Below are 19,722 nucleotides of genomic sequence, written 5' to 3' on the forward strand. Positions count from 1 at the left end.
AGTTTTTTCTCGCAGATTTGGCAGATTGCGCAGATTATAATCGATTTAAAATTGATTTAAAATTGAGTTTAAAATGAGGCACAAAAAAAAGTGCCCTGAGCGGGGGCACTTCTATAATTAGTTTGATGTTGGCTAATTTAACTTTAGTTTTTCACGGTATTGAATGGGTGAAACACCTTCTTTGTTTTTAAAAAAGCGGCTGAAAGTCTGAATGTCTTCATACCCTAAATCATAGGCTATTTCTTTTATGGATAAATTGGTATAATTGATCTGTCTTCTGGCATGCAGCATAATCCTGTCGTGAATAATACTTATGGGCGGGCGATTGGAAACTAATGCAAAAAGATTGGAAAGTGTCTTTGGCGACTTATTTAACTTCGCTGCATAAAAGGCCACATCGTGATGCTTTGAGAAATGTCCTTCCACCAGAAAGTTAAATTCCCTTATAATATCAACCTGGCTCTTTTCCAGGCGGTCATAATGGGCCGATTTTTTGAGGCTTCGTGCGCAAAAAATCAATATTTGTTTCAATATAGACTGAAGCATATCCTTTTGAAGGCTGTCTTTGGATGCCATTTCATTTGTAAAGTTTTCCCAGTAATTTTCGAGAAACTTGATTTCATTTTCAATGATGTTTACAATAGGCAAACCTGTTGCGCCAAAAAATAAAAGTCCTTTGATGCCAACTTCGTTATCATGATTAATGGGGCAGAAAAAAGGCTGATTCCACCGAAGAAACCGAACGGAGTCTAAATTTAAACTGTCAATTTTGTGATATTCGGTCAGGAAAACAACATCATTTTTTTTAAAATTATATTCCACCTTATCAATCATGATTTGCATTTCTTCTCCTTTGTTCCAGAGTAAGGTCATATCCGTATCCCCACATTTATAAAGTATGTCTTTGTTTACGTTATCCAGTTCGTCTAAAATTAATAACTCTTTGCTTTCTCCGTTATAAATCATAACTATAATTATGAGGTGATTAAAGAGATAAAGTTAGCATATTTATTTACATCATGATAAAATGTAGTGTAATTAAACCTCAGCAAAAGCCAACAGTATTGCTACAAAAGAAAATTAAGCTGGCCTAAGTGATAGCACTGATGATTTACTATCGTTAACATCGTTTTTAATTTGTGATACGATTTTTCGCCTTCAGTAATCCATTGCTTTTCGTTTATTGCCGCAAATTTCAGAATCAGCTGTTCATTTAAGGCAAACCAATGCGATTTTACTTCTTTGACAGTGGGGAAATTTTGAGCATATTTGTCAGGACAGCACAAGAAAATTTTCTCGTACTCCGGATACATTTTTTCTCCAAAACCAAAAAGAGGCATCAATAAATCATTGCTGGCAATTAGATGTCCTAAAAGATAAATCCCGCTGTTTCTTCCCAAAGCAACATCTTTCTTTAAATCTTCATCAGTAAGCTTATGAATAAGATCGCTAATTTTCCTGTTCTGTAAAAGCCATGCCTGGTAAATAATGCTCCATTCCATATTTTCTTCCGATTTTATGTTGTTAAGTAGTTACACAAAATTAATTTTAAAAGCGCTCTAAACAATTGACATAAAATAAAAAAGCACTTGATATATATCAAGTGCCTCAGTGGAAATCTATTTCCTAATTATTTTTTAGCGCTCTGTTTTCGTATTCTGCTCAGCGTTTCCGGTGTCATTCCCAAATAAGAGGCAATCATGTGCTGGGGAACGCGTAACGCAATCTGTGGCTGTTTTTCGATAAAGCGAATGTACTTTTCTTCTGCATTAAGGCTGATACTGTTATTGATACGATCCTGGCTGGCCACAAAACTTCGCTCGATTATTAAGTTTACCAGATCCTGAAATTGCGGAATGCTTTTCATCAGTCCGGCAAAATTTTCCTTACTGATTAACAGCAAAGTACTCTCTTCGATGGCATCAATATTAAAGCGGGACGGCGTGCCGTTTAAAAGGCTTTCCCTGTCTCCTATCCAATAATTTTCAATCGCAAAATTAAGAACATGCTCTGTCGATTTGTCATCTATACTATACGTTCTCAAACAACCTTTGGTTATAAAGGCATTAAAGCGCCAGATATCCCCCTCCTGCAATAAATATTGATTCTTTCTAAGTTTACGCACCACGCAAACCTCTTCGATCATTTTTAATTCCTGATCACTCAGTTCTATCTTACTTTGCAGGTATTGAGCAAAAATTTCAAACATATAAATCTTAATTAAAATACAGATTATTTTATCGTAAAGATAAAACAATTACCAAATGAATTTATTGATAAATCCTGAAGGTATTTACTCCTCTTATTTGTTTGTTTTCGATGCTTTTACAATTAAATCAGCAACTTCTGCAGGGTGGGAAATATAAACCACATGGCTCGATTTAATCTCAACTATGGCAGCATTGGCACGCTCATACATTTTGCGTTGCAGGTCAGGATGAATATTTTTATCTTCCAGCGTTACAATAGCAAAAACCGGTTTGGTTTTCCATGCTGCAGCTGAAAGAGCTGTTCCAAAAGAAGCCGCCAGTATCGGAACCTGTGAAGCTTCCATAAAATCACTTTCTTTTTTACTGATATCTGCTGCAAAACCCGCATGGTATTTATCCTTACTATAAAACAGGTAGCCATATGGGTCGGGAGCTGTAATTCCATTTTCGGGAGCTGCAGGATAAGTGGAAGCCCATTGCGCTGCGGTTTCTCCCATGTCCGGAACAAAAGCGGCAATAAAAACCAAACTCGCGACTTTTGGGTCTGTTCCTGCTTCAGAGATTACAGCACCTGCCCAGGAATGCCCAACTAATACTGTTGGCCCTTCTACTTGGTCCAAAACTCTGTTTACTGCCGCAACATCATCAGCAAGACCAGTTAAAGGAAGCTGTACTACACGTACATTATACCCTTTATGGGTCAGTATTTCATAAACCTTCCGGTATCCTGATCCGTCAGCAAAAGCGCCGTGCACCAAAACCACATTTTTACTGATTTGTTCCTGGGCAAATGTACTTTGAGCAATAGCGGAACTTAAAGCCAGAACTGCAACCACAGCTAAGCCTTTTAACGATTTAAATTTAAACATTTTCATATCTTCATTTTTTAAATTTTATTTGTCATTTTTGACGATACAAAGTTGCAAATCATGTATGAGGAACCGTTAGGCATATATTCCTGATGTGTTAGCTATTTTTCCTTATTTTCATTTACAGAAAAAACATTCAAGGGTTTGATAAACTTACTTTGCTAAATAAAAAAACTCTTAAATGGTTTTAAGAGTTTTGTTTTTGAAGAAATATGGGATATTAGTTTTTCATCATTGTTTCATAATCAATATAACCTTCAGGACCACCTGAATAAAGAAGATCGGTATTAGGAAGAGACAGCGCTGTTCCTGTACGATATCTTTCTACCAAATCAGGGTTAGCAATAAACGGCAAACCAAACGCAATAAGATCAGCATTGCCTGAGTGTAAAAGTGCCTCTCGTTTTTCAGAATCAAGTCCACCGCCAATCATAAGAGTACCCTTGTATAATGGTCTGAAATAAGAAGCTACATCCTGAAATGCTGCTGCCGGAGTATCGGCAACCGATTCTACAGAGCCCAAAACATGCAGATAAGCCAAATCAAACTGATTTAGCGCTTCGGCCAAATAACGGAAAGTAGGCTCCGTATCCGCATTAGGTTTTAGCGTTCCGGAACTAGTCGCAGGACTAATTTTCAATCCTACCCTTCCTTTTCCCCACACGCTGGTTACGGCTTCCAGTAGTTCGATTACAAAACGGCTTCTGTTTTCTGCAGAACCGCCATAAGAATCGGTACGTTTGTTAGTCTCCGAACTCAAAAATTCAGGAAACAGGTACACGTGGGCGCCGTGAATTTCGACCCCGTCAAAACCGGCTTTTTTTGCGTTAAGGCTTGCGGTGCGAAAATCTTCTATAATCCCTTTAATGTCTTCAACCGTCATTTCGCGGGGTACAAGAGTATCCTTAAAACCATCAGGTGTATATGTTTGTTCATTCGGGTTAATAGCAGATGGCCCCAGAGGCAGTTTCCCTTTCAGGTGATCCGGATGACTCACTGCCCCAACATGCGAAATCTGAAGAAATATTTTGCCTCCTGCATTATGTACTGCATCAACTACATGCTTCCAGGCTTCAGTTTGTTTATCGCTGTAAATACCGGGTACATTGATATATCCAATAGCATCCGGGCTTACCCAAGTCCCTTCCGTAATGATCAGACCGGCAGATGCGCGTTGTTGGTAATACGTGGCCATTAGGTCAGTGGCCATAAGTTCTGGATTGGCAGCACGGCCTCTAGTCATGGGTGCCATGATGATGCGATTTTTTAAAGTAAGGTCGCCCAATTTGTATTCAGAAAATAATTTATTGTCCATTGTTGTGTATATTTAAGTTAAAAAAATGATAGTGATTTGATATGTGCTTAATAAGAATCAAATGCCATAATTAACTCTTATAAGCTTGTTGCGATTTAATTAATCAGATTCAATAAAAAGTATAATTTAATTATTCAAAAGGCAGAAGTGCTGCCGCTTCAGGGAAGAAGCTTTTGGCAACCTCGGCCATGTTCAATGCTTCGCGCAGCAATTTAATTTTCCCGTTTTCGGCCACCAGTCTGCCCATATACGATTGATTGTAAGGAAGTCCCGTTGCTCCATTGGTACAATGAACATCATATTCGCCAAATACCTGATCGGTTGTGTCAATAAGAATTTGAATGTTTTCGAATTTAAAACCGGGAAACATATTTGGAAGATTTTGCAGAAATTCTAATATAACAGCCTTCCCTTTCATTTGCCAAGGCATCCCCAGCGTTTTAAGATAGGGAAGTTCGATAGCGGCATCGTCCGCAAATAATTCTATTACTTTTTCCGGATTATTAATATTTTCAAGATAACTTATAAGCAATTCTTTCGCTGTTGTAGTACTCATTTTTTCTCATTTAAATAGGTTAGAAATTCTATTTGATTAGTGCAATTAACTTTCAACTGTAAAAAAGTTAACCGCTGATTGAGTTACAAAATTAGGCCGGGATATTGATTTTGAAATTGACATATAATAAGAAATCAATTGACAAATCTCAATGATAAATACCCGGTTATTACACCACGGGAAGAATCGTTAACGATTCAGGAAAAGATGCTAAGCCTTAATGTATAGCGTTGTCGCAATTTTACATTTAATAGTAACCGACTGGAAAACATTCATTTCCTAAAACCAATTCCTATGAAAACTATATTTTGTTTAAGGACTAAAAGCATACCTGTTTGTTAATTCCTAATTGAATAGTAACGATAAGATCAAATGATAGTGAGCTTTAGAGACAACAAATTTGGACTTCTGAGTCAAGTAGCTCCTCTGTTTTCACTCTAATTTTGCATTGTTAATTAAATAATACAATATGAAAATAATAGATAAAATTTACGTTGATGGTCGCTTTACAGCACCACACGGAACAGCAACCCAGGATCTGTACAATCCTTCAACAGGCGAAAAAATTGGTATCGTTCATTTAGGGGATCAAATTGATACCGATCAGGCAATTGAGGCCGCAAAAAAAGCTTTTGTGACTTTTTCAAAATCAACCGTGAAGGAACGTGGCGAAATACTGCAGCGTCTGCACGATGCCATTCTTGCCAATGAAGAAGAACTTAATAAAGCGGCAGTGGAAGAATACGGATCTCCTATTTCGGCCACCAAAGGAAGAACCCGATATGCCGCACAAATATTTAGGGACACCAAAGCTGCCATGGAAAGTTTCGAATTTGAAAAACAGCTGGAGTATGCCACTATTGTAAACGAGCCTTTGGGTATAATAGCTGCAATCACGCCCTGGAATGCAGATTATACGCACATCTGTGGAAAACTTGCCCCGGCTATTGCAGCGGGGTGTACGATTGTGATTAAGCCCAGTGAATTAAGTGCCCTTCAGACGCAGATCCTGACGGAGTGTTTTGATCAGGCTGGTGTTCCTAAGGGTGTCATCAATATTGTAAACGGAACCGGTCCTGTTGTTGGAACGGTACTTACTGCTCACCCCGACATTGCAGTGGTAACCTTTACCGGATCTACCCAAATAGGAAGAGTTATTGGAAGCAAAGCCGCAGAAACCATGAAAAGGGTTACACTTGAGCTGGGCGGGAAATCCCCTAATATTATACTGGAAGATGCTGATCTTCAGAAAGCCATTCCTTTGGCATTGGCAATAGGTTTCAGCAACAGTGGCCAGGCCTGCCATGCCGGAACCAGGATATTAGTTCCGGAAAGCAAATTGGAAGAAATCAAAAGCCTGATTATAGAAAATATGAAAAACATCAGGATTGGGGATTTATGGAACTCGGAGTCTTACATTGGTCCGATGGTAAGTCAAAAACAGTATGACACTGTGCAGCGCTACATTCAGTCCGGCTGGGATCAGGGTGCTGAAATCCTTGTAGGAGGACCGGGCCATCCCGAAGGTCTTGGAGGGTTTTATGCCAAGCCCACAGTCTTCGTGAATGTAACGCCAGAGATGATCATTGCCAAAGAAGAAATTTTTGGCCCGGTTCTTTGTGTTATCACCTACAAAACAGAAGAGGAAGCCATAACTATAGCCAACGATACCATTTATGGCCTTTCCGCTTATATCAGTTCAGGTGATACAGAAAAAGCGAAACAGATCGCACGCCAGATTATCTCCGGACGCGTATTGATAAATACGGCTGTAAACAGGGAATCCCAGTCTCCATTTGGAGGATTTAAACAGTCCGGTATAGGCCGAACTTCATGGGCTTACGGTATTGACGAATACGTTGAACCAAAAGTGATTGCGGTTTAATAAACAATTTGCTTCTGCTATTTCATCTACTGAATGAGCAGCATTGCAATTTAAAATTTCAATGCTGCTTACCTTTATAGTACAAAATAATTTTTAGAAAATGATAAGTCCCAACATTCTGTATTCCTGTTATGTAACGCGAAATTTATCCAACGAGCAGTTTATTCCCGAACATATTTTTCTGTATCAGTTTTCCGGATCGCTGGTTATCAATGATGCTGAAAAAGAATACACAGTGCAGACAGGCGAATTCTGCCTGGCCAGAAGAAACCGCCTGGCCAGGTATATTAAAATTCCGCCACAAAACGGAGAATATAAAACCATATCAGTACGGCTTGACCAAAACTTTTTAAAAGATTTCAGTAAAGAGTATGGATTTACAGCAGAGATGCCGGCTGCTGACGATTCCGTGATAAACATACAGTCACAGCCACTTTTACTGCACTATATTCAGTCCCTCTCGCCTTACTTTGATCTTACGTCAGCTGGTAAAAATGAACAAATACTTCTTATAAAAACAAAAGAAGCCGTACTATTGTTATTAAAAACAAATCCCGAACTCAAAAATGTACTGTTTGATTTTAGCGAGCCCGGAAAAATAGACCTGGAAGCTTTTATGAACCGGAATTTTCAGTTTAATATTTCAATGGAACGTTTTGGATACATGAGCGGCAGAAGTTTAACAACCTTCAAACGTGATTTTAAAAAGATTTTTAAAATGGCACCGGGAAAATGGCTCCTGCAAAAACGGCTGCAGCAGGCTAACTTTCTCATCACTAAAAGGGGCCGAAAGCCATCAGATGTTTACCTGGAAGTGGGATTTGAAGATATCTCCCATTTTTCACGTTCCTTCAGCAAGGAATTCGGGATAGCACCATCAAAGGCATTTTCTAAATGATTACTATTTATACTAAAATTAGAGTTACTTAATGCTAATAGTATCCCAAAAAATTTTATGGCTAGTAAGAGTGGCACTATACTGCTAAACTCCATTTCGTTTCTCCGAAGTTTTACAAAATACCTAATCTGAACACTACGCTCCACAACTTCATTAATTACAGGAGTTTATTTTTTTTGTAATACATCTACTATTATTACTGTTGTACTATGATATTATTTAACTTAAAAGAACAGTAAAGAAGAAAAATGGCACACAAAACAATAATTCCTACAGCACCTTGCTGTGAGCCAATATAATCTGTGGCAAATCCCATTAAAGGCGGAAATACAGCTCCTCCAGCCACTCCGGTAACCATTAATCCGGAAATTTCATTGGTTAATAAGGGTTTTGATTTTATGGCCAACGTATAGATTACAGCAAAGATGCTCGATGATCCAAAAGCAATTATACAAACCAATGCAAGAATAAGAGATTGGCCTTCGGCAAAAACTAGTGAAACCAATGCAAAAAGAACAACTGTCATATTGATTTTGAAGAATACTTTTTCAGAAAATTTTCTCAATAAGAATATACCAAAGACTGTACCTATTGTACGTGCTGCAAAATACCAGCTTGAACCATATGTAGCTGCTTCTTTAACTAAACCAGCCCTTTCTATCAGTAATTTTGGAGTTACCGTATTCATACCAACATCCAGACCCACAATACATAAAATGCCAAGGAACGACAGTAAAATATTTCTGTCTTTTAACAGGCCAATTGTTTTAGAAAAGCTGGCGGTTTTCTTTTCAGTTACCCCCTCTTCTATCCTTGTAAAAAATAACCAGACGAGTGAAACGAAGGTAATTAGAGTGTAAACGTAAAAGCTCTTCTCCCACGAACCATATTTTAGAGAAAAATACCCCACCAGTAAAGGTCCTACAAAAGAGGATACTGCTTTAATAAATTGTCCTCCGGTAATGTAGCTGGTTAATTTTGAACTGTCTACAATATTAGTAAGTAATGGGTTTAGAGATACCTGTAAAATAGTATTACCCACTCCAAGTAAAATAAATGTCATATAACAGCTTGCTTCATTAAATAAAATAATGGGGATAAAAGTAGCCGCCAGTGTAACAAGTAATCCAAGTGAAACCATATTCTTTCTTCCGTATTTGTCCATTGCCATTGCTGCCGGAATAGATAATATGAAAAACCATAAAAAAACCATAGAAGGTAAAAAACCGGCCTGTGTCTCGCTCCAATTAAATTGGGATTGCGCGTAGGTTACTGAAATACCTACCAAATCGCAAAATCCCATGATAAAAAATCCCATTAGGATGGGCAGGAGTTTTAAATTAATTTGCTCTTTTTGCATGATTTATTATATAAAATTTATTAGGAAATTAATTAGACCATTTTTGACATGGCTTATCGCCTACAGCCATTTTTATAAGTCCTCCTTTTTTAATATCCTCCAGACTTATTTTTAAATTCTTTAAACTGGTATTGTTGAAACTTGCCTCTTGCAGATAAACATTCTTTTTAGAATTATCACTGACCTCAATGATAAAGTCTTTTCTGTTTAATGATTTTGGTAATTTAATTGTTATTTTATCAAATATCGGACTGCTTATCTGGTAAGACGGATTGATCTCTGTAAGTCCTTTTACATCAAATAAACCAATAGATGACATTACATACCAGGATCCTAATTGTCCCTGATCTTCATCTTGTCCGTAACCATAACCATGAATTCCTTCGGTACCATAAAATTCATCGCAGATAGCGTGTACCCATTTTTGAGTTAAGTATGGCTTTCCTGAAAAATTAAACAGCCATGAGATATGCAAATTGGGCTGGTTTCCATGATTGTAGAATCCTGATAATCCTGCGAATGCATCAATCTTAGTACCACCGCCAAATACATTTTTTTGAGAGGCTTCGAAAATAGTTTCTAACCGGTTGTTGAAGGTGTCTTTACCAAGCGTTTCTACTAATTCTTCTATATCATGAGGAACATAAAACGTATATTGCCACGCATTACCTTCCTGAAAACCTCGCCATGGCTGTGAAGGATCAAAGTTATCGACAAATTTTCCGTTGGCATATTTAGGACGTATAAATTTGCTTTCGCTATCATATAATAATTTCCAGCCTTTAGATAATTTTATTAATTGGTCATAATCTTTCGTTTTACCTAATGATTTGGCAAATTGTGCCACTGCGAAAGCACTATAAGAATATTCTAATGTATGTGAAGCTGAAAATCCTGAACCTTCAGTAATAGTATTAAAACCGATGTCTTCTATTTGTGGTGAGTACCCATTTTCTATAAATTGCTTCACATCCATTTTTCCTGCGCCCTCGATTCTGTCTTTCCAGGTAATTTCATTTTTTAATGCCGCTTCATATCCTAGTGCTACATCAAAATTTTGAATTCCTGAATTATAAGCAGAAGCAATTGCCAATCCTGTGAAATTTGTACCCACACCCGAAACGTATTTACTGTTTGCAAGCCCATCGCCCAGCCATCCGGCATCCTTATAAACAAGCAGCTGCCCCTGCACCCAATCCGCATAATAATCAGGATAGGCCAAAGCCCATAGTTGGGTTAAATTCCAGAATCCTCCCCAAATTGCATCTGTATTGTAGCAATTGTGCTTTGGGATTCCTTTGCTGTTTAATGGTATTTGTCCAATTTCTCCATTATTCATAGGATAAGCTCCATTGACATCATTGTATAATCCTCTTCCTAAAAGAGCATGATATAAACCTGTATAGAATTTAATTTTATCTGTATCATTTTTACCTTCAACAGTTATTCTTCCTAAATATTCATTCCATGTAGCTAATGCTTCTTTTTTTGCTTTATCAAAATTGGTGTTCTTGGCTTCCGAATTTAAGTTTAGTCGTGCATTAGCAACTGAAGTATAAGACAGACCAACTTTTACTGTAATGGTTTCATTTTCTTTGGTATCAAAGGTTAAATATAAACCAGCCCCAATTCCGGAAATTTCTTTTTTGGAGGCTAAAGTCCCTTCTTTGTTGAATACTCCAAAAGCTTTCGGTTTTTTATCCAGAACAGCAGAAAAATACATGGCAACTTCGGCACCGGCCTGATATTTTTTTACATATTCAGGATTGGTAATTACATATCCTTCGATACGCCCATCTTCAGTCATCATTACTTTTGATTCTTTTACTGCACCGCTTTCACCCTGTCTGTTTCCGATATCAAATATAATGTGAGACTCGCTAGATTTTGGGAACGTGTAACGTTGAAAACCAACTCTTTTTGTTGCGGTAAGTTCTGCTTTTACCTTATAATCTTTTAGTAAAACCGAATAATATCCCGAAGTAGCATATTCATCTTTTCTGTCAAATCTTGAACGGTAACCTTCATCAGGATTTTCAAGAGTTCCGGGAATGGTCTGCAATTTACCTACAGAAGGCGCCAGTACTATTCCGCCAACCTGAAATTCATGCAGGCACGCAAATCCTTCAATAGAAGTGTCCCGGTCATCATACCCTGTCGCTTCCCAACCTTGCACATTACCATAGTGCGCATTGGTAGAAGGTCCTAATTTTGCCAGTCCAAAAGGCACAGCAGCCGGGGTATAAAAAAACCATCGGCTGTGAGCAGTTCCTATATTTGGATTTACATAATCGGATAGTTTTTTTTGCCCATTTTGTGCATGAGAGGTATTGCATATACAACTTAGACTTATAATTAGCAGGCTTAAAATCTTTTTCATGATAGAATAAATTTAAGTATTTTGTTTTTTTATTAATGCAATCCGAGCATAAAGTTCGATTACTGCAGCTTGATTAAGCAGCCATTTTGGTGTTTTTGATTCGTCTTTTTCGGCATTCCAATCACTGTACAAAAGCCCTTTATCATCCCGGGCATTTGCCCATGCGAAATCAATATTTTTGATAATAGTATTTATATATTTTGAGTTTTGATCGACAGCATATAAATCCTGATAGCCGCGAAATAAAACGACAGTAAACCACGGATTATCTAAAATTGATATACGACCATCGGTTTGTTTTTTCCCAAAATATAAATAAGAACCTTCGGCCAGTGATTGTGCTTCATTAAGATACATTTTGTTGCCTGTAATTTTGTATAAGCTCACAGCTGCCTGCAGCATTGTTCCGGTATTGTAAGTCCAGGCGGTTTTTAAAACAGAACGATCAGCGGTTTTCATATCATTCCAGTAAATATTTTCTTCAGCCTTTAAATGCGAATGCATCCAGTTATAAAATTTCAGGCCCCAGTCTAAATAATATTTGTCTTTTGTCTGTTCGTAAATTTTTAATGCTAATACTGTTGCTTTTCCGTTGGAACATGCCGGTTTTTGGTCATAAATCCCTTCAAGCCAGGTAACTCCGCCTTCAAGATCACTATTCCATCCGCTTATAATGAATTCAAAAACTTCTTTGGCATCTTTTAGATAACTCTTCTGTTTTGTATTGGAGTAAGCTTCAATATAATCAATACCTACTAATCCGTTATCATCATAATAACGATCCGATTTTTCGAGTCTGGTTGGGTATGCCTGATATCCAATAGGCTTTCGAATAGTATCACGGTATTGTTTTTGAGCTTCAATCAAATTTTTAAGAGAAGTGTTATACTTCTTTTTATCAATTTTGTACAATATATTCACAGCCGATGTCATTCCGCTAAAAGGCCACAAAAATGAAACTTCTTTTGCTGCTTTCTCTCCGTCATTAAAATAATTTAAATTGGGCTGATTGGTATTGGGATAATATTCAGAAAATAAATTATACTTTGGCAAATAATATAATCCATAAACCAATTCATAAAATGATTCGGCTCTGTTTTTATATTCCTTATATGGCTCTATTTTCTGCTGGCCTTGGGCTTGTGCAATGAATACAATACCAAGTATAATTGCCGTTACTATTTTCTTCATTATTCTTTTTCTCCTTTCAATAATGCAATACGTCCATAAATTTCTACTAATGCCGCTTGTTGCAATAGCCATTTATCTCTTCCCTGTTTGATTCCCGACCAGTCTTCATAAAATAATCCAGAACTGTTTCTTGCTTTTTCCCAGGCATAATCGGCATTGTTGATGAAAGTGTTTACATAATTCTGCGCATTTGGATCATGTTTAAGAAGATCCAGATACCCTCTAAAAAGGCATACATTAAACCAGGAATCATGATCCGGGAAAAAGAGTTTGCCATCGACTGTTCTTGTAAAAACACGATAAGTAGATGAAGCAATTGCCCTGGCTTCATTAAGATAGGTAACGTCTTTAGATATTTCGTACAACAAAATATTATTGGTAATCATCGCGCCGGAGTTATAGGTCCATTTTGTTTTGTTTACAAAGTTATCCCTTACCCGAATGTCGTTCCAGAAAAGATTATCAACCGGGTCTTTAGTATTGTCATTTAGCCACTTGTACAATCTTTTTGCAAATAGCAGATATTCTTCATTTTTTGTATGCTGGTAAAGTTTAAGAAGATAAGTTGTTGTAAAAGCTGTTGCGCAAACTGCTTTGTTACAAAGGTCGCTTTCAGGTTTATTTCTGTATTGCTCCACCCAATAGATACCGCCACCTGTTTTGGTATCTTCACCTGTTTTGGTAAAATCTACTTGTTTTATAGCCCTGTCTAAAGAAGCCTGATTTTTGGTGATTTCAAAATCTTCAATTAATTCAAGTGCAATAATGGCATTGTCATCGTAAAAACGATCATCTAAACTGTATTGCACAGGAAAAGCTGCGTAAGCACCCGGAAGACGCTGGGAATCATAATATTTTTCTAAAGCGGTATAAGAATCATTTAACACCTGATCTTTATAACCTATTGCTTTTAATTGGTTTACACCAGCTAAAAGTCCATCAAGTGACCAGAGATAAGAGCTTTCTCTGTCACCAACCTGCTTAGGGAAATTTTCAAGATAAAGACCAGAACTATTGATTTTATAATTTTGCTGAATCAAATCAAATGTTTGTTTTGCTTTTTCTTTATAGCTAATTGTAACAACGGGATCAGTTGGATCAGGATGTGTTAACCCATTATCTTCATTCTCCTGGCACGAAAAAAGAAGTATTGAAATTAACAGTAAACTTAATTTTTGGATATTTTTCATACTATAAGTTTTTTTGAAACAGGCTGTTTAATAAGCAAACAGCCTGTTGTTTTTTTAATTAATAACGGTGACTGAATGTTTATAACTTCCTGTAGGAGACAAATCAATAACTACATTAGCCCGTTTGTTTTCAGAATCTTTAGGAAGTTTATACATGCCAATCCAGTCCTGGCTTTGACCCGCACTTGGAATGTCTGCAAGATTATATACGTTATAATATTGAGCCGGCTGGGTTCCGTCAGGCTGAGTTCCAAATGCCGGCATTCCGGGAATATTTGAACCGTTCATCTGGTCATTATGATAACTTCCCCAAATTTCCCTGCCTGCATTGGTCGCAACCCAAAAACGATAACGCTCTTCGGGATACCCCCAATCGTGATAAAAAGGAAGTGCAATATTTTTAAGTTCAAATTTGTGGTTACCGATATAAGTAAAATCTCCCAGATTGTACTGCCATGTCCTGATCATCTGAATAGACTGAATTTCAGTCGTTTTAATAGTCAGTAAATTAAAATCGACAACAATCCTGTAGACTTTTCCTGTTCCGTTAATTGGAGTCCCCGACTCAGTTTCAGATTCGATTAACTTATTATCGTTATTTAATTTATAGTTAACTTTTGAATCCGACAGAGAATTACATAAGATTATCTCGCTATTGGCTACAGACGCAAAGATTTCGAAAACACCATCTTCTGTTTTTTTAAATTTCATTGCAGCGTTTATAGTCTGTGCCTCAAAACCCTGACCATAAATAAATAATTCACCTGGTATTTCAGCTATACCGGAAGGACGTTTCAGTTTAATAATGCGTGTTTCCTGTGTTTCTTTTTTTTCCCCTCCCTGAGAGGCTATCACTTTCCACTTGACAGCGCCTTCAGAATCTATACCTATGTTGGCACTTTTGGCCAAGATAATAAGTTGTTTTGGTGTTAATGATAACCAATTATCTCCACCTCCTGCATTCGAAACTGTTTTGTAGATAGGATTGCTGAAGTCCCCGTTTTCTTTATCAAACAGAACTTCATATAAAACTACGCCTCCATAATACGATTCTGACTTTGTCCACTCAAAAACAGTTGGAGTTCCATTCTCTAAATCTATCTCTACAAGCTGGTTGGCAACTGGATTTATTAATGATTCCGGCGCATCAAAACCTGTCTCCAATTCGTATTTTTCGGTACAGCTTCCCAAAATAAGGATTGCTATAAGACTAAAGAGTCTTGTATATATCTTTTTCATAAATTAGATTTTTACCAATTAGGATTTTGAGATAAGTTTTTATTTAAATCTCTTTCTGATTGCGGAACTGGCCACAGGTAATTTTTATTAGCATTGAATATTCTTTTTTCAACACGTACATACCCATTGTCAATAAGCGGCGCTTCATTTGTTTTCATACCATGGACCCAATCATTGAGAACTGTTTCGGCTGATTTCCAACGACGTAAATCCATTAATCGCAAGCCTTCCATTGCAAGTTCAGATCGGCGTTCACGATGTATAATTTCTTCCATTTCAGAACTAGAAACAGCAGGGTAATTCAAAGCAGCCGGATTTGTAAATCCTGCTCTTGTACGCAATTTTTTGATTGTTAAATCCCATTCCGCCTGACCGAATTGATTTAGCTTAGCTTTTGCTTCGGCATACATTAATAGCACATCGGCATAACGAATCAGGATTAAATTTGAACCGGAATACAGCATATTACGGGCTGTTTTGTCATAAAATTTCGAAACATAATATCCTGTTGGAGTGCTGTTCGATGAATTGTTTATAGAGTCGTCACCAGTTCCTAACGCAGTGTTGATCGTAGTAAAACTGCCATTTGCATTTTCTAATTGGGATCCGTGTCTTATTACCGTTGCATCTAGACGGGGATCTCTGTTATTATATGGATTTAGTTCATTGTAACTCGCATCTGCAATCGTTTTGCCATTTGATAACAAATAACTGTCAACCAATTCCTGCGTTGGAGAAATTGCTGCAAAACCGCCAAATGATGGAGGAATTAAATAATATTGCGTATTTTGTTCTCTGTTTATTGGCATAAACTGCACATCCAGAAGGACTTCAATATTATTTTTATTTTGAGGTTTGAACAAATCAGCATAAGAACCTGAAAATAAATCTAAATTACCTGCTTCATCCTTGTTTATCAGTGCATCACAAATGTTAGCGACTTCCTGCCAGCGGCTTTCACAAAGCAAAACTCTGGCTTTTAGCGCCATTGCTGCCCCTTTCGTAAAACGTCCTTTATCTGTGGAAGCATACGAATTAGGTAAGATTTTAGCAAAATCCAATTCATCTAAAATAAATTGTAAAACATCTTTTTTAGGGGTTCTTGGCATTTTTCTCGACTCTTCGATACTTATTTCTTTGGTAACTAAAGGTACATCGCCGAAATTATTCATTAAGATAAAATAATGGAAAGCACGGATCGCTCTTGCTTCGGCAATGTATCTCTTTTTTAAATCGTCACTCAAACCAGGCACTTTATTGATGTTATCTAATAAAATATTGCAATGTTTAATGCCTACATATCTGGAATTCCAGACATCACGAACCAACGCCGCCGAAGTATCGTAACTGCCATTTGCCACATCTCTGACCAATGACCCATTGTTACTTTTTGTATATGAATTATCAGAAAGAGATTCGTTAAAAATAAACTGGTCAGCATTGTATAAATCCGGGTAACAGCTGTTTAAGGCGTTAAGGGCATCTTCGGGTTTATCCCAAAATGATAAATCCGATTCTTTATCTAATAATGGTGTATCGAGATTTTCGCAACCCCAAAATACACACATTACAAGTAATACTATTATATGTTTTGTTTTCATATCTAAATGTTTTAGAAGTTAACATTAACCCCAATGGCTAAAACTTTTGTTACTGGATATACACGGCCGTTTGAAGCTTCACCAGAATTAATTTCAGGATCATATCCTGCTTTTAACCTGGTGAATGTTAGTAGATTTTGACCTGTTATATAGGCTCTGAACTTAGCTACTCTTAATTGATCGGTGAATCGGGAAGGAATTGTGTATCCTAATTGTACATTTTTTAAACGCAGGTAAGATGCATCCTGTATCCAAAAGTCTGATTTAGCGGCGTTATTTGCCGATTCAGTACCAATTGTTAAACGCGGATATCCGGCATCAGGATTTTGAGGAGTCCATCTGTCTATATGATAATCCATTACCGGGCCTTCATTGCTGTTGTGAAACGCTTCGACTCCCTCACCGCGAATCCACATACTGCGTTTTCCCACACCTTGCAAGAAGATGCTTAAATCGAGTCCATTCCAATTAGCGGTATAAGTAAGTCCATAGGTATAACGTGGATAAGGATTTCCTAAAATAAATCGGTCATCTTCTTCCTTGATTACGCCGTCTCCGTTTCTATCAATGTATCTTAAATCTCCGGGTTTTGCGCCTGCAGCATTAAAATTTTGTTTTGGACCATTGGCAACTTCATTTGCATTTTGAAAAATACCATCACTTTTTAGTCCGTAATAAGAATTCAACGGAAATCCATTTTTTAAAATTGTAACGACATCTGTTCCCGAAATGAGAGTTCTTCCTCCATCATCTGTCACTTCATTCACATTATCGGAAACATTTGCATTGATGGAATGTTTAACCTTTCCGTTGTTGAATAAGTAGTTCACAGTAAATTCCCATCCTTTATTGTTTACTGCACCAATATTTTGAGTTGGTGACTGGCTGCCATAAATACCCGGAACAGGAAGGCTGTTTACCAATACATCCTTAGAATCTTTACTGTATACATCAAATGTCAATGACAATTTATTATTGAAGAAACCAGCATCAATTCCAAAATCCAGCATTTGGCTGGTTTCCCAACTAAGCTCCTGATTTGCTTCACTAAAATAAGCAGCATTGGCCAGATTATCGTTAAAGGAATAGGCTTGGGTATTAATAGACACAGTTCTCAAATATCTATAAAGTCCGATGTCCTGATTACCAACTTGTCCCCATGAAGCGCGAATTTTTAAATTGCTGATATAATTTGCCGATTTCATGAAGTTTTCTTTAGAAATACGCCATGCTCCGGAAAATGACGGGAAAACTCCCCAACGGTTTTCAGAAGAAAATCGTGATGAGCCATCTGCCCTTACATTAGCTTCTAAAAGATAACGATCCTTATACGAATAGTTTAGTCTTCCAAAATAAGACTGGATTGCCCATTCTTCTTCGTTACCATATGTGTTTTTTTCATCGGTTAGTGCTCCATTCCCCAGAACACCAAATTCATTACCGGGAATACCAATCTTTCTGGCCTGAAACCATCTCCTGTTACTGCTTTCTTCAGAGATTCCCAGTAAGCCGGTAAAAGAATGATTTTCGCCTATTTTTTTATTATAGTTTAAAGTCAGTGTTGAGTTAAGCAGCAAAGCTCTTTCAAAACGATCCATCACAGAGCTTTCATTGTCTCCGCCTCCTGTATAAGGTGCATAGTCAATAGATTTTCGGAATTCATGATTATTATTTTCCGCTAAGTTGGCTCCAAAAAATCCTTTAAGTTTTAGGTCTTTTATTATAGACCATTCTGCTGCGATGCTTCCTGCCAATCCATCATTTTGATACGTTCTCATGCCTCCTTTTGCTAAACGGGCCAAACCGTTAGAGTTGCTCCCGCTTGGAAGAGTATAATTGCCGTTTTCATCTTTTACAGGATATATGACCGGTATTCTGGTTGCCTGTTCTATAAGCCAGTTCGTCCAGTATGCATGTTCTTTTATTACAGTACCATTATATGCTCCACTGGCTGTTATGTTGAATTTTTCAGATAATTTGGAGTGAATGTTTATTCTGGCATTATTCCTTTTAAGGCCAAAATCGTCGTTACCCTCAAATAAACTTTTTTGGTCAACATGACCAAGAGAAACATGGTAAGATGTTTTTTCTCCGCCTCCTTCAATCGAAAGATTTTGTGTAGCTTGTGGTGCTTTATCTTTATAGAGTTCATCCAGCCAAACCGTTCCCTGTCCTATTTTTTTGAAATCATTGATTTGATCAGGTGTAAATCTTGCAGGCAGTCCGGAATTGATAAGGGCTTCGTTCCTTAATTCAGCATATTCCCAGGCTTTTGCATATTTAGGCATGTTAGTGGGCTGCTGCATGCCATAAATGTAATCGTAAGATACTCTGGTCTTTCCGGATTTGCCCATTTTGGTTGTAATTAATATTACCCCATTGGCTGCTCTTGATCCATAAACCGCTGCAGAAGACGCATCTTTTAGCACTGACACGCTTTCTATGTCATTAGGATTAAGATTGTCAATGCTTCCTTGCAAACCATCAATTAATATTAAGGGATAAGTACCGGACTGAAAAGTTCCAATGCCGCGAATATTAATATTTGTTCCCTGACCCGGCTCACTTGATCCCTGTTGGATAACTAAACCGGCAATGGTGCCTTGTAATGCCTCTGATGCATTGACGACAGGTTTATTTTCAAATACATCTGAATTTACACTACCAATTGCAGAAGTTAAATTTGCCTTTTTCTGAGTTCCATACCCCACAACAACAATTTCCTTTAAAAGGTTTTCTTCTTCTTTTAAAATAAAATCAATAGTGTTGCCGTTTACTGTTTTTTCGACACTTTCATATCCTATAAAGCTTACTATAATAACAGAATTTACAGGAGCTTTTAACTTGTAACCACCATCAAAATCAGTCGTTGTAGCGTTTTTTGTACCTTTGATGCTGACTGTTGCCCAATTATAGTTTCGAGCGTTTTGCTGTCTTTGACAGTACCCGAAATTGAATTTTGAGCATATAACACGGTTATGTTTATCATCAAAAATAATGATAAAATTAGCCGTGATTTTTGGGATCC

At 37.3% G+C, this 19,722-nt stretch carries 15 protein-coding genes; 2 read left to right on the top strand and 13 right to left on the bottom strand.

The window, feature by feature from the left end; all coding sequences use genetic code 11:
• Positions 1-132: 132 nt before the first annotated feature.
• The 6 genes from D0817_RS00565 to D0817_RS00590 all read right to left on the bottom strand — a co-directional run bounded on the left by D0817_RS00565 (position 133) and on the right by D0817_RS00590 (position 4,950).
• Positions 133-966: a helix-turn-helix transcriptional regulator gene (locus D0817_RS00565; protein WP_127336444.1), complete on the bottom strand. Its 834-nt coding sequence runs from the start codon at positions 964-966 to the stop codon at positions 133-135.
• Positions 967-1,067: 101 nt separating this feature from the next.
• Positions 1,068-1,502, bottom strand: a complete 435-nt coding sequence (locus D0817_RS00570; protein ID WP_127336445.1) for a DinB family protein — start codon at positions 1,500-1,502, stop codon at positions 1,068-1,070.
• Positions 1,503-1,630: 128 nt separating this feature from the next.
• On the bottom strand, positions 1,631-2,209 hold the full coding sequence (locus D0817_RS00575) for a Crp/Fnr family transcriptional regulator (RefSeq protein WP_127336446.1): 579 nt from the start codon (positions 2,207-2,209) through the stop codon (positions 1,631-1,633).
• A 93-nt stretch (positions 2,210-2,302) separates the two neighbouring features.
• Positions 2,303-3,085 carry an alpha/beta hydrolase gene (locus D0817_RS00580; RefSeq protein WP_127336447.1) on the bottom strand — a complete coding sequence of 261 codons (783 nt, stop codon included), beginning with the start codon at positions 3,083-3,085 and terminating at the stop codon, positions 2,303-2,305.
• A 214-nt stretch (positions 3,086-3,299) separates the two neighbouring features.
• Positions 3,300-4,394 (bottom strand): alkene reductase, encoded by a 1,095-nt coding sequence (locus tag D0817_RS00585; RefSeq protein ID WP_127336448.1) that lies wholly within the window; start codon positions 4,392-4,394, stop codon positions 3,300-3,302.
• Positions 4,395-4,524: 130 nt separating this feature from the next.
• Complete coding sequence (locus D0817_RS00590) at positions 4,525-4,950, bottom strand: nuclear transport factor 2 family protein (RefSeq protein WP_127336449.1); 426 nt, start codon at positions 4,948-4,950, stop codon at positions 4,525-4,527.
• Between the two features lie 469 nt (positions 4,951-5,419).
• Here D0817_RS00590 and D0817_RS00595 point away from each other — a divergent pair, with 469 nt between their 5' ends.
• Positions 5,420-6,835: an aldehyde dehydrogenase family protein gene (locus D0817_RS00595; RefSeq protein WP_127336450.1), complete on the top strand. Its 1,416-nt coding sequence runs from the start codon at positions 5,420-5,422 to the stop codon at positions 6,833-6,835.
• A gap of 100 nt (positions 6,836-6,935) precedes the next feature.
• Entirely contained in the window at positions 6,936-7,733 is a 798-nt protein-coding gene (locus tag D0817_RS00600) for a helix-turn-helix domain-containing protein (RefSeq protein ID WP_127336451.1), read from the top strand.
• 196 nt (positions 7,734-7,929) lie between these two features.
• On the opposite strand, the gene D0817_RS00605 is transcribed toward D0817_RS00600, so the two are convergent.
• The 7 genes from D0817_RS00605 to D0817_RS00635 are packed head-to-tail and all read right to left on the bottom strand — an operon-like array spanning position 7,930 to position 19,720.
• Positions 7,930-9,093 (bottom strand): MFS transporter, encoded by a 1,164-nt coding sequence (locus D0817_RS00605; protein ID WP_127336452.1) that lies wholly within the window; start codon positions 9,091-9,093, stop codon positions 7,930-7,932.
• 28 nt (positions 9,094-9,121) lie between these two features.
• Positions 9,122-11,473 carry a GH92 family glycosyl hydrolase gene (locus D0817_RS00610; RefSeq protein ID WP_127336453.1) on the bottom strand — a complete coding sequence of 784 codons (2,352 nt, stop codon included), beginning with the start codon at positions 11,471-11,473 and terminating at the stop codon, positions 9,122-9,124.
• A 12-nt stretch (positions 11,474-11,485) separates the two neighbouring features.
• A complete protein-coding gene (locus D0817_RS00615) occupies positions 11,486-12,664 on the bottom strand; it encodes a glycoside hydrolase family 76 protein (RefSeq protein WP_127336454.1) in 1,179 nt (392 codons plus the stop codon).
• On the bottom strand, positions 12,664-13,854 hold the full coding sequence (locus D0817_RS00620) for a glycoside hydrolase family 76 protein (protein WP_127336455.1): 1,191 nt from the start codon (positions 13,852-13,854) through the stop codon (positions 12,664-12,666). The genes D0817_RS00615 and D0817_RS00620 overlap by 1 nt, the downstream gene beginning before the upstream one ends.
• A gap of 54 nt (positions 13,855-13,908) precedes the next feature.
• The gene (locus tag D0817_RS00625; RefSeq protein WP_127336456.1) at positions 13,909-15,093 is read right to left on the bottom strand and encodes a SusE domain-containing protein; all 1,185 of its coding nucleotides are present in this window, start codon (positions 15,091-15,093) and stop codon (positions 13,909-13,911) included.
• An 11-nt stretch (positions 15,094-15,104) separates the two neighbouring features.
• On the bottom strand, positions 15,105-16,694 hold the full coding sequence (locus D0817_RS00630) for a RagB/SusD family nutrient uptake outer membrane protein (protein ID WP_202866461.1): 1,590 nt from the start codon (positions 16,692-16,694) through the stop codon (positions 15,105-15,107).
• 11 nt (positions 16,695-16,705) lie between these two features.
• Positions 16,706-19,720, bottom strand: coding sequence for a SusC/RagA family TonB-linked outer membrane protein (locus tag D0817_RS00635; protein WP_202866467.1), 3,015 nt, complete (start codon positions 19,718-19,720; stop codon positions 16,706-16,708).
• Between the last annotated feature and the right edge of the window lie 2 nt (positions 19,721-19,722).

The organism is Flavobacterium cupreum (assembly GCF_003996965.1).
GTDB classification, from domain to species: domain Bacteria; phylum Bacteroidota; class Bacteroidia; order Flavobacteriales; family Flavobacteriaceae; genus Flavobacterium; species Flavobacterium cupreum.

What these genes read in the sequence shown, in the direction of transcription:
- D0817_RS00565 (WP_127336444.1), bottom strand. Translation starts at nt 966, where the DNA reads ATGATTTATAACGGAGAAAGCAAAGAGTTATTAATTTTAGACGAACTG.
- D0817_RS00570 (WP_127336445.1), bottom strand. Translation starts at nt 1,502, where the DNA reads ATGGAATGGAGCATTATTTACCAGGCATGGCTTTTACAGAACAGGAAA.
- D0817_RS00575 (WP_127336446.1), bottom strand. Translation starts at nt 2,209, where the DNA reads ATGTTTGAAATTTTTGCTCAATACCTGCAAAGTAAGATAGAACTGAGT.
- D0817_RS00580 (WP_127336447.1), bottom strand. Translation starts at nt 3,085, where the DNA reads ATGAAAATGTTTAAATTTAAATCGTTAAAAGGCTTAGCTGTGGTTGCA.
- D0817_RS00585 (WP_127336448.1), bottom strand. Translation starts at nt 4,394, where the DNA reads ATGGACAATAAATTATTTTCTGAATACAAATTGGGCGACCTTACTTTA.
- D0817_RS00590 (WP_127336449.1), bottom strand. Translation starts at nt 4,950, where the DNA reads ATGAGTACTACAACAGCGAAAGAATTGCTTATAAGTTATCTTGAAAAT.
- D0817_RS00595 (WP_127336450.1), top strand. Translation starts at nt 5,420, where the DNA reads ATGAAAATAATAGATAAAATTTACGTTGATGGTCGCTTTACAGCACCA.
- D0817_RS00600 (WP_127336451.1), top strand. Translation starts at nt 6,936, where the DNA reads ATGATAAGTCCCAACATTCTGTATTCCTGTTATGTAACGCGAAATTTA.
- D0817_RS00605 (WP_127336452.1), bottom strand. Translation starts at nt 9,093, where the DNA reads ATGCAAAAAGAGCAAATTAATTTAAAACTCCTGCCCATCCTAATGGGA.
- D0817_RS00610 (WP_127336453.1), bottom strand. Translation starts at nt 11,473, where the DNA reads ATGAAAAAGATTTTAAGCCTGCTAATTATAAGTCTAAGTTGTATATGC.
- D0817_RS00615 (WP_127336454.1), bottom strand. Translation starts at nt 12,664, where the DNA reads ATGAAGAAAATAGTAACGGCAATTATACTTGGTATTGTATTCATTGCA.
- D0817_RS00620 (WP_127336455.1), bottom strand. Translation starts at nt 13,854, where the DNA reads ATGAAAAATATCCAAAAATTAAGTTTACTGTTAATTTCAATACTTCTT.
- D0817_RS00625 (WP_127336456.1), bottom strand. Translation starts at nt 15,093, where the DNA reads ATGAAAAAGATATATACAAGACTCTTTAGTCTTATAGCAATCCTTATT.
- D0817_RS00630 (WP_202866461.1), bottom strand. Translation starts at nt 16,694, where the DNA reads ATGAAAACAAAACATATAATAGTATTACTTGTAATGTGTGTATTTTGG.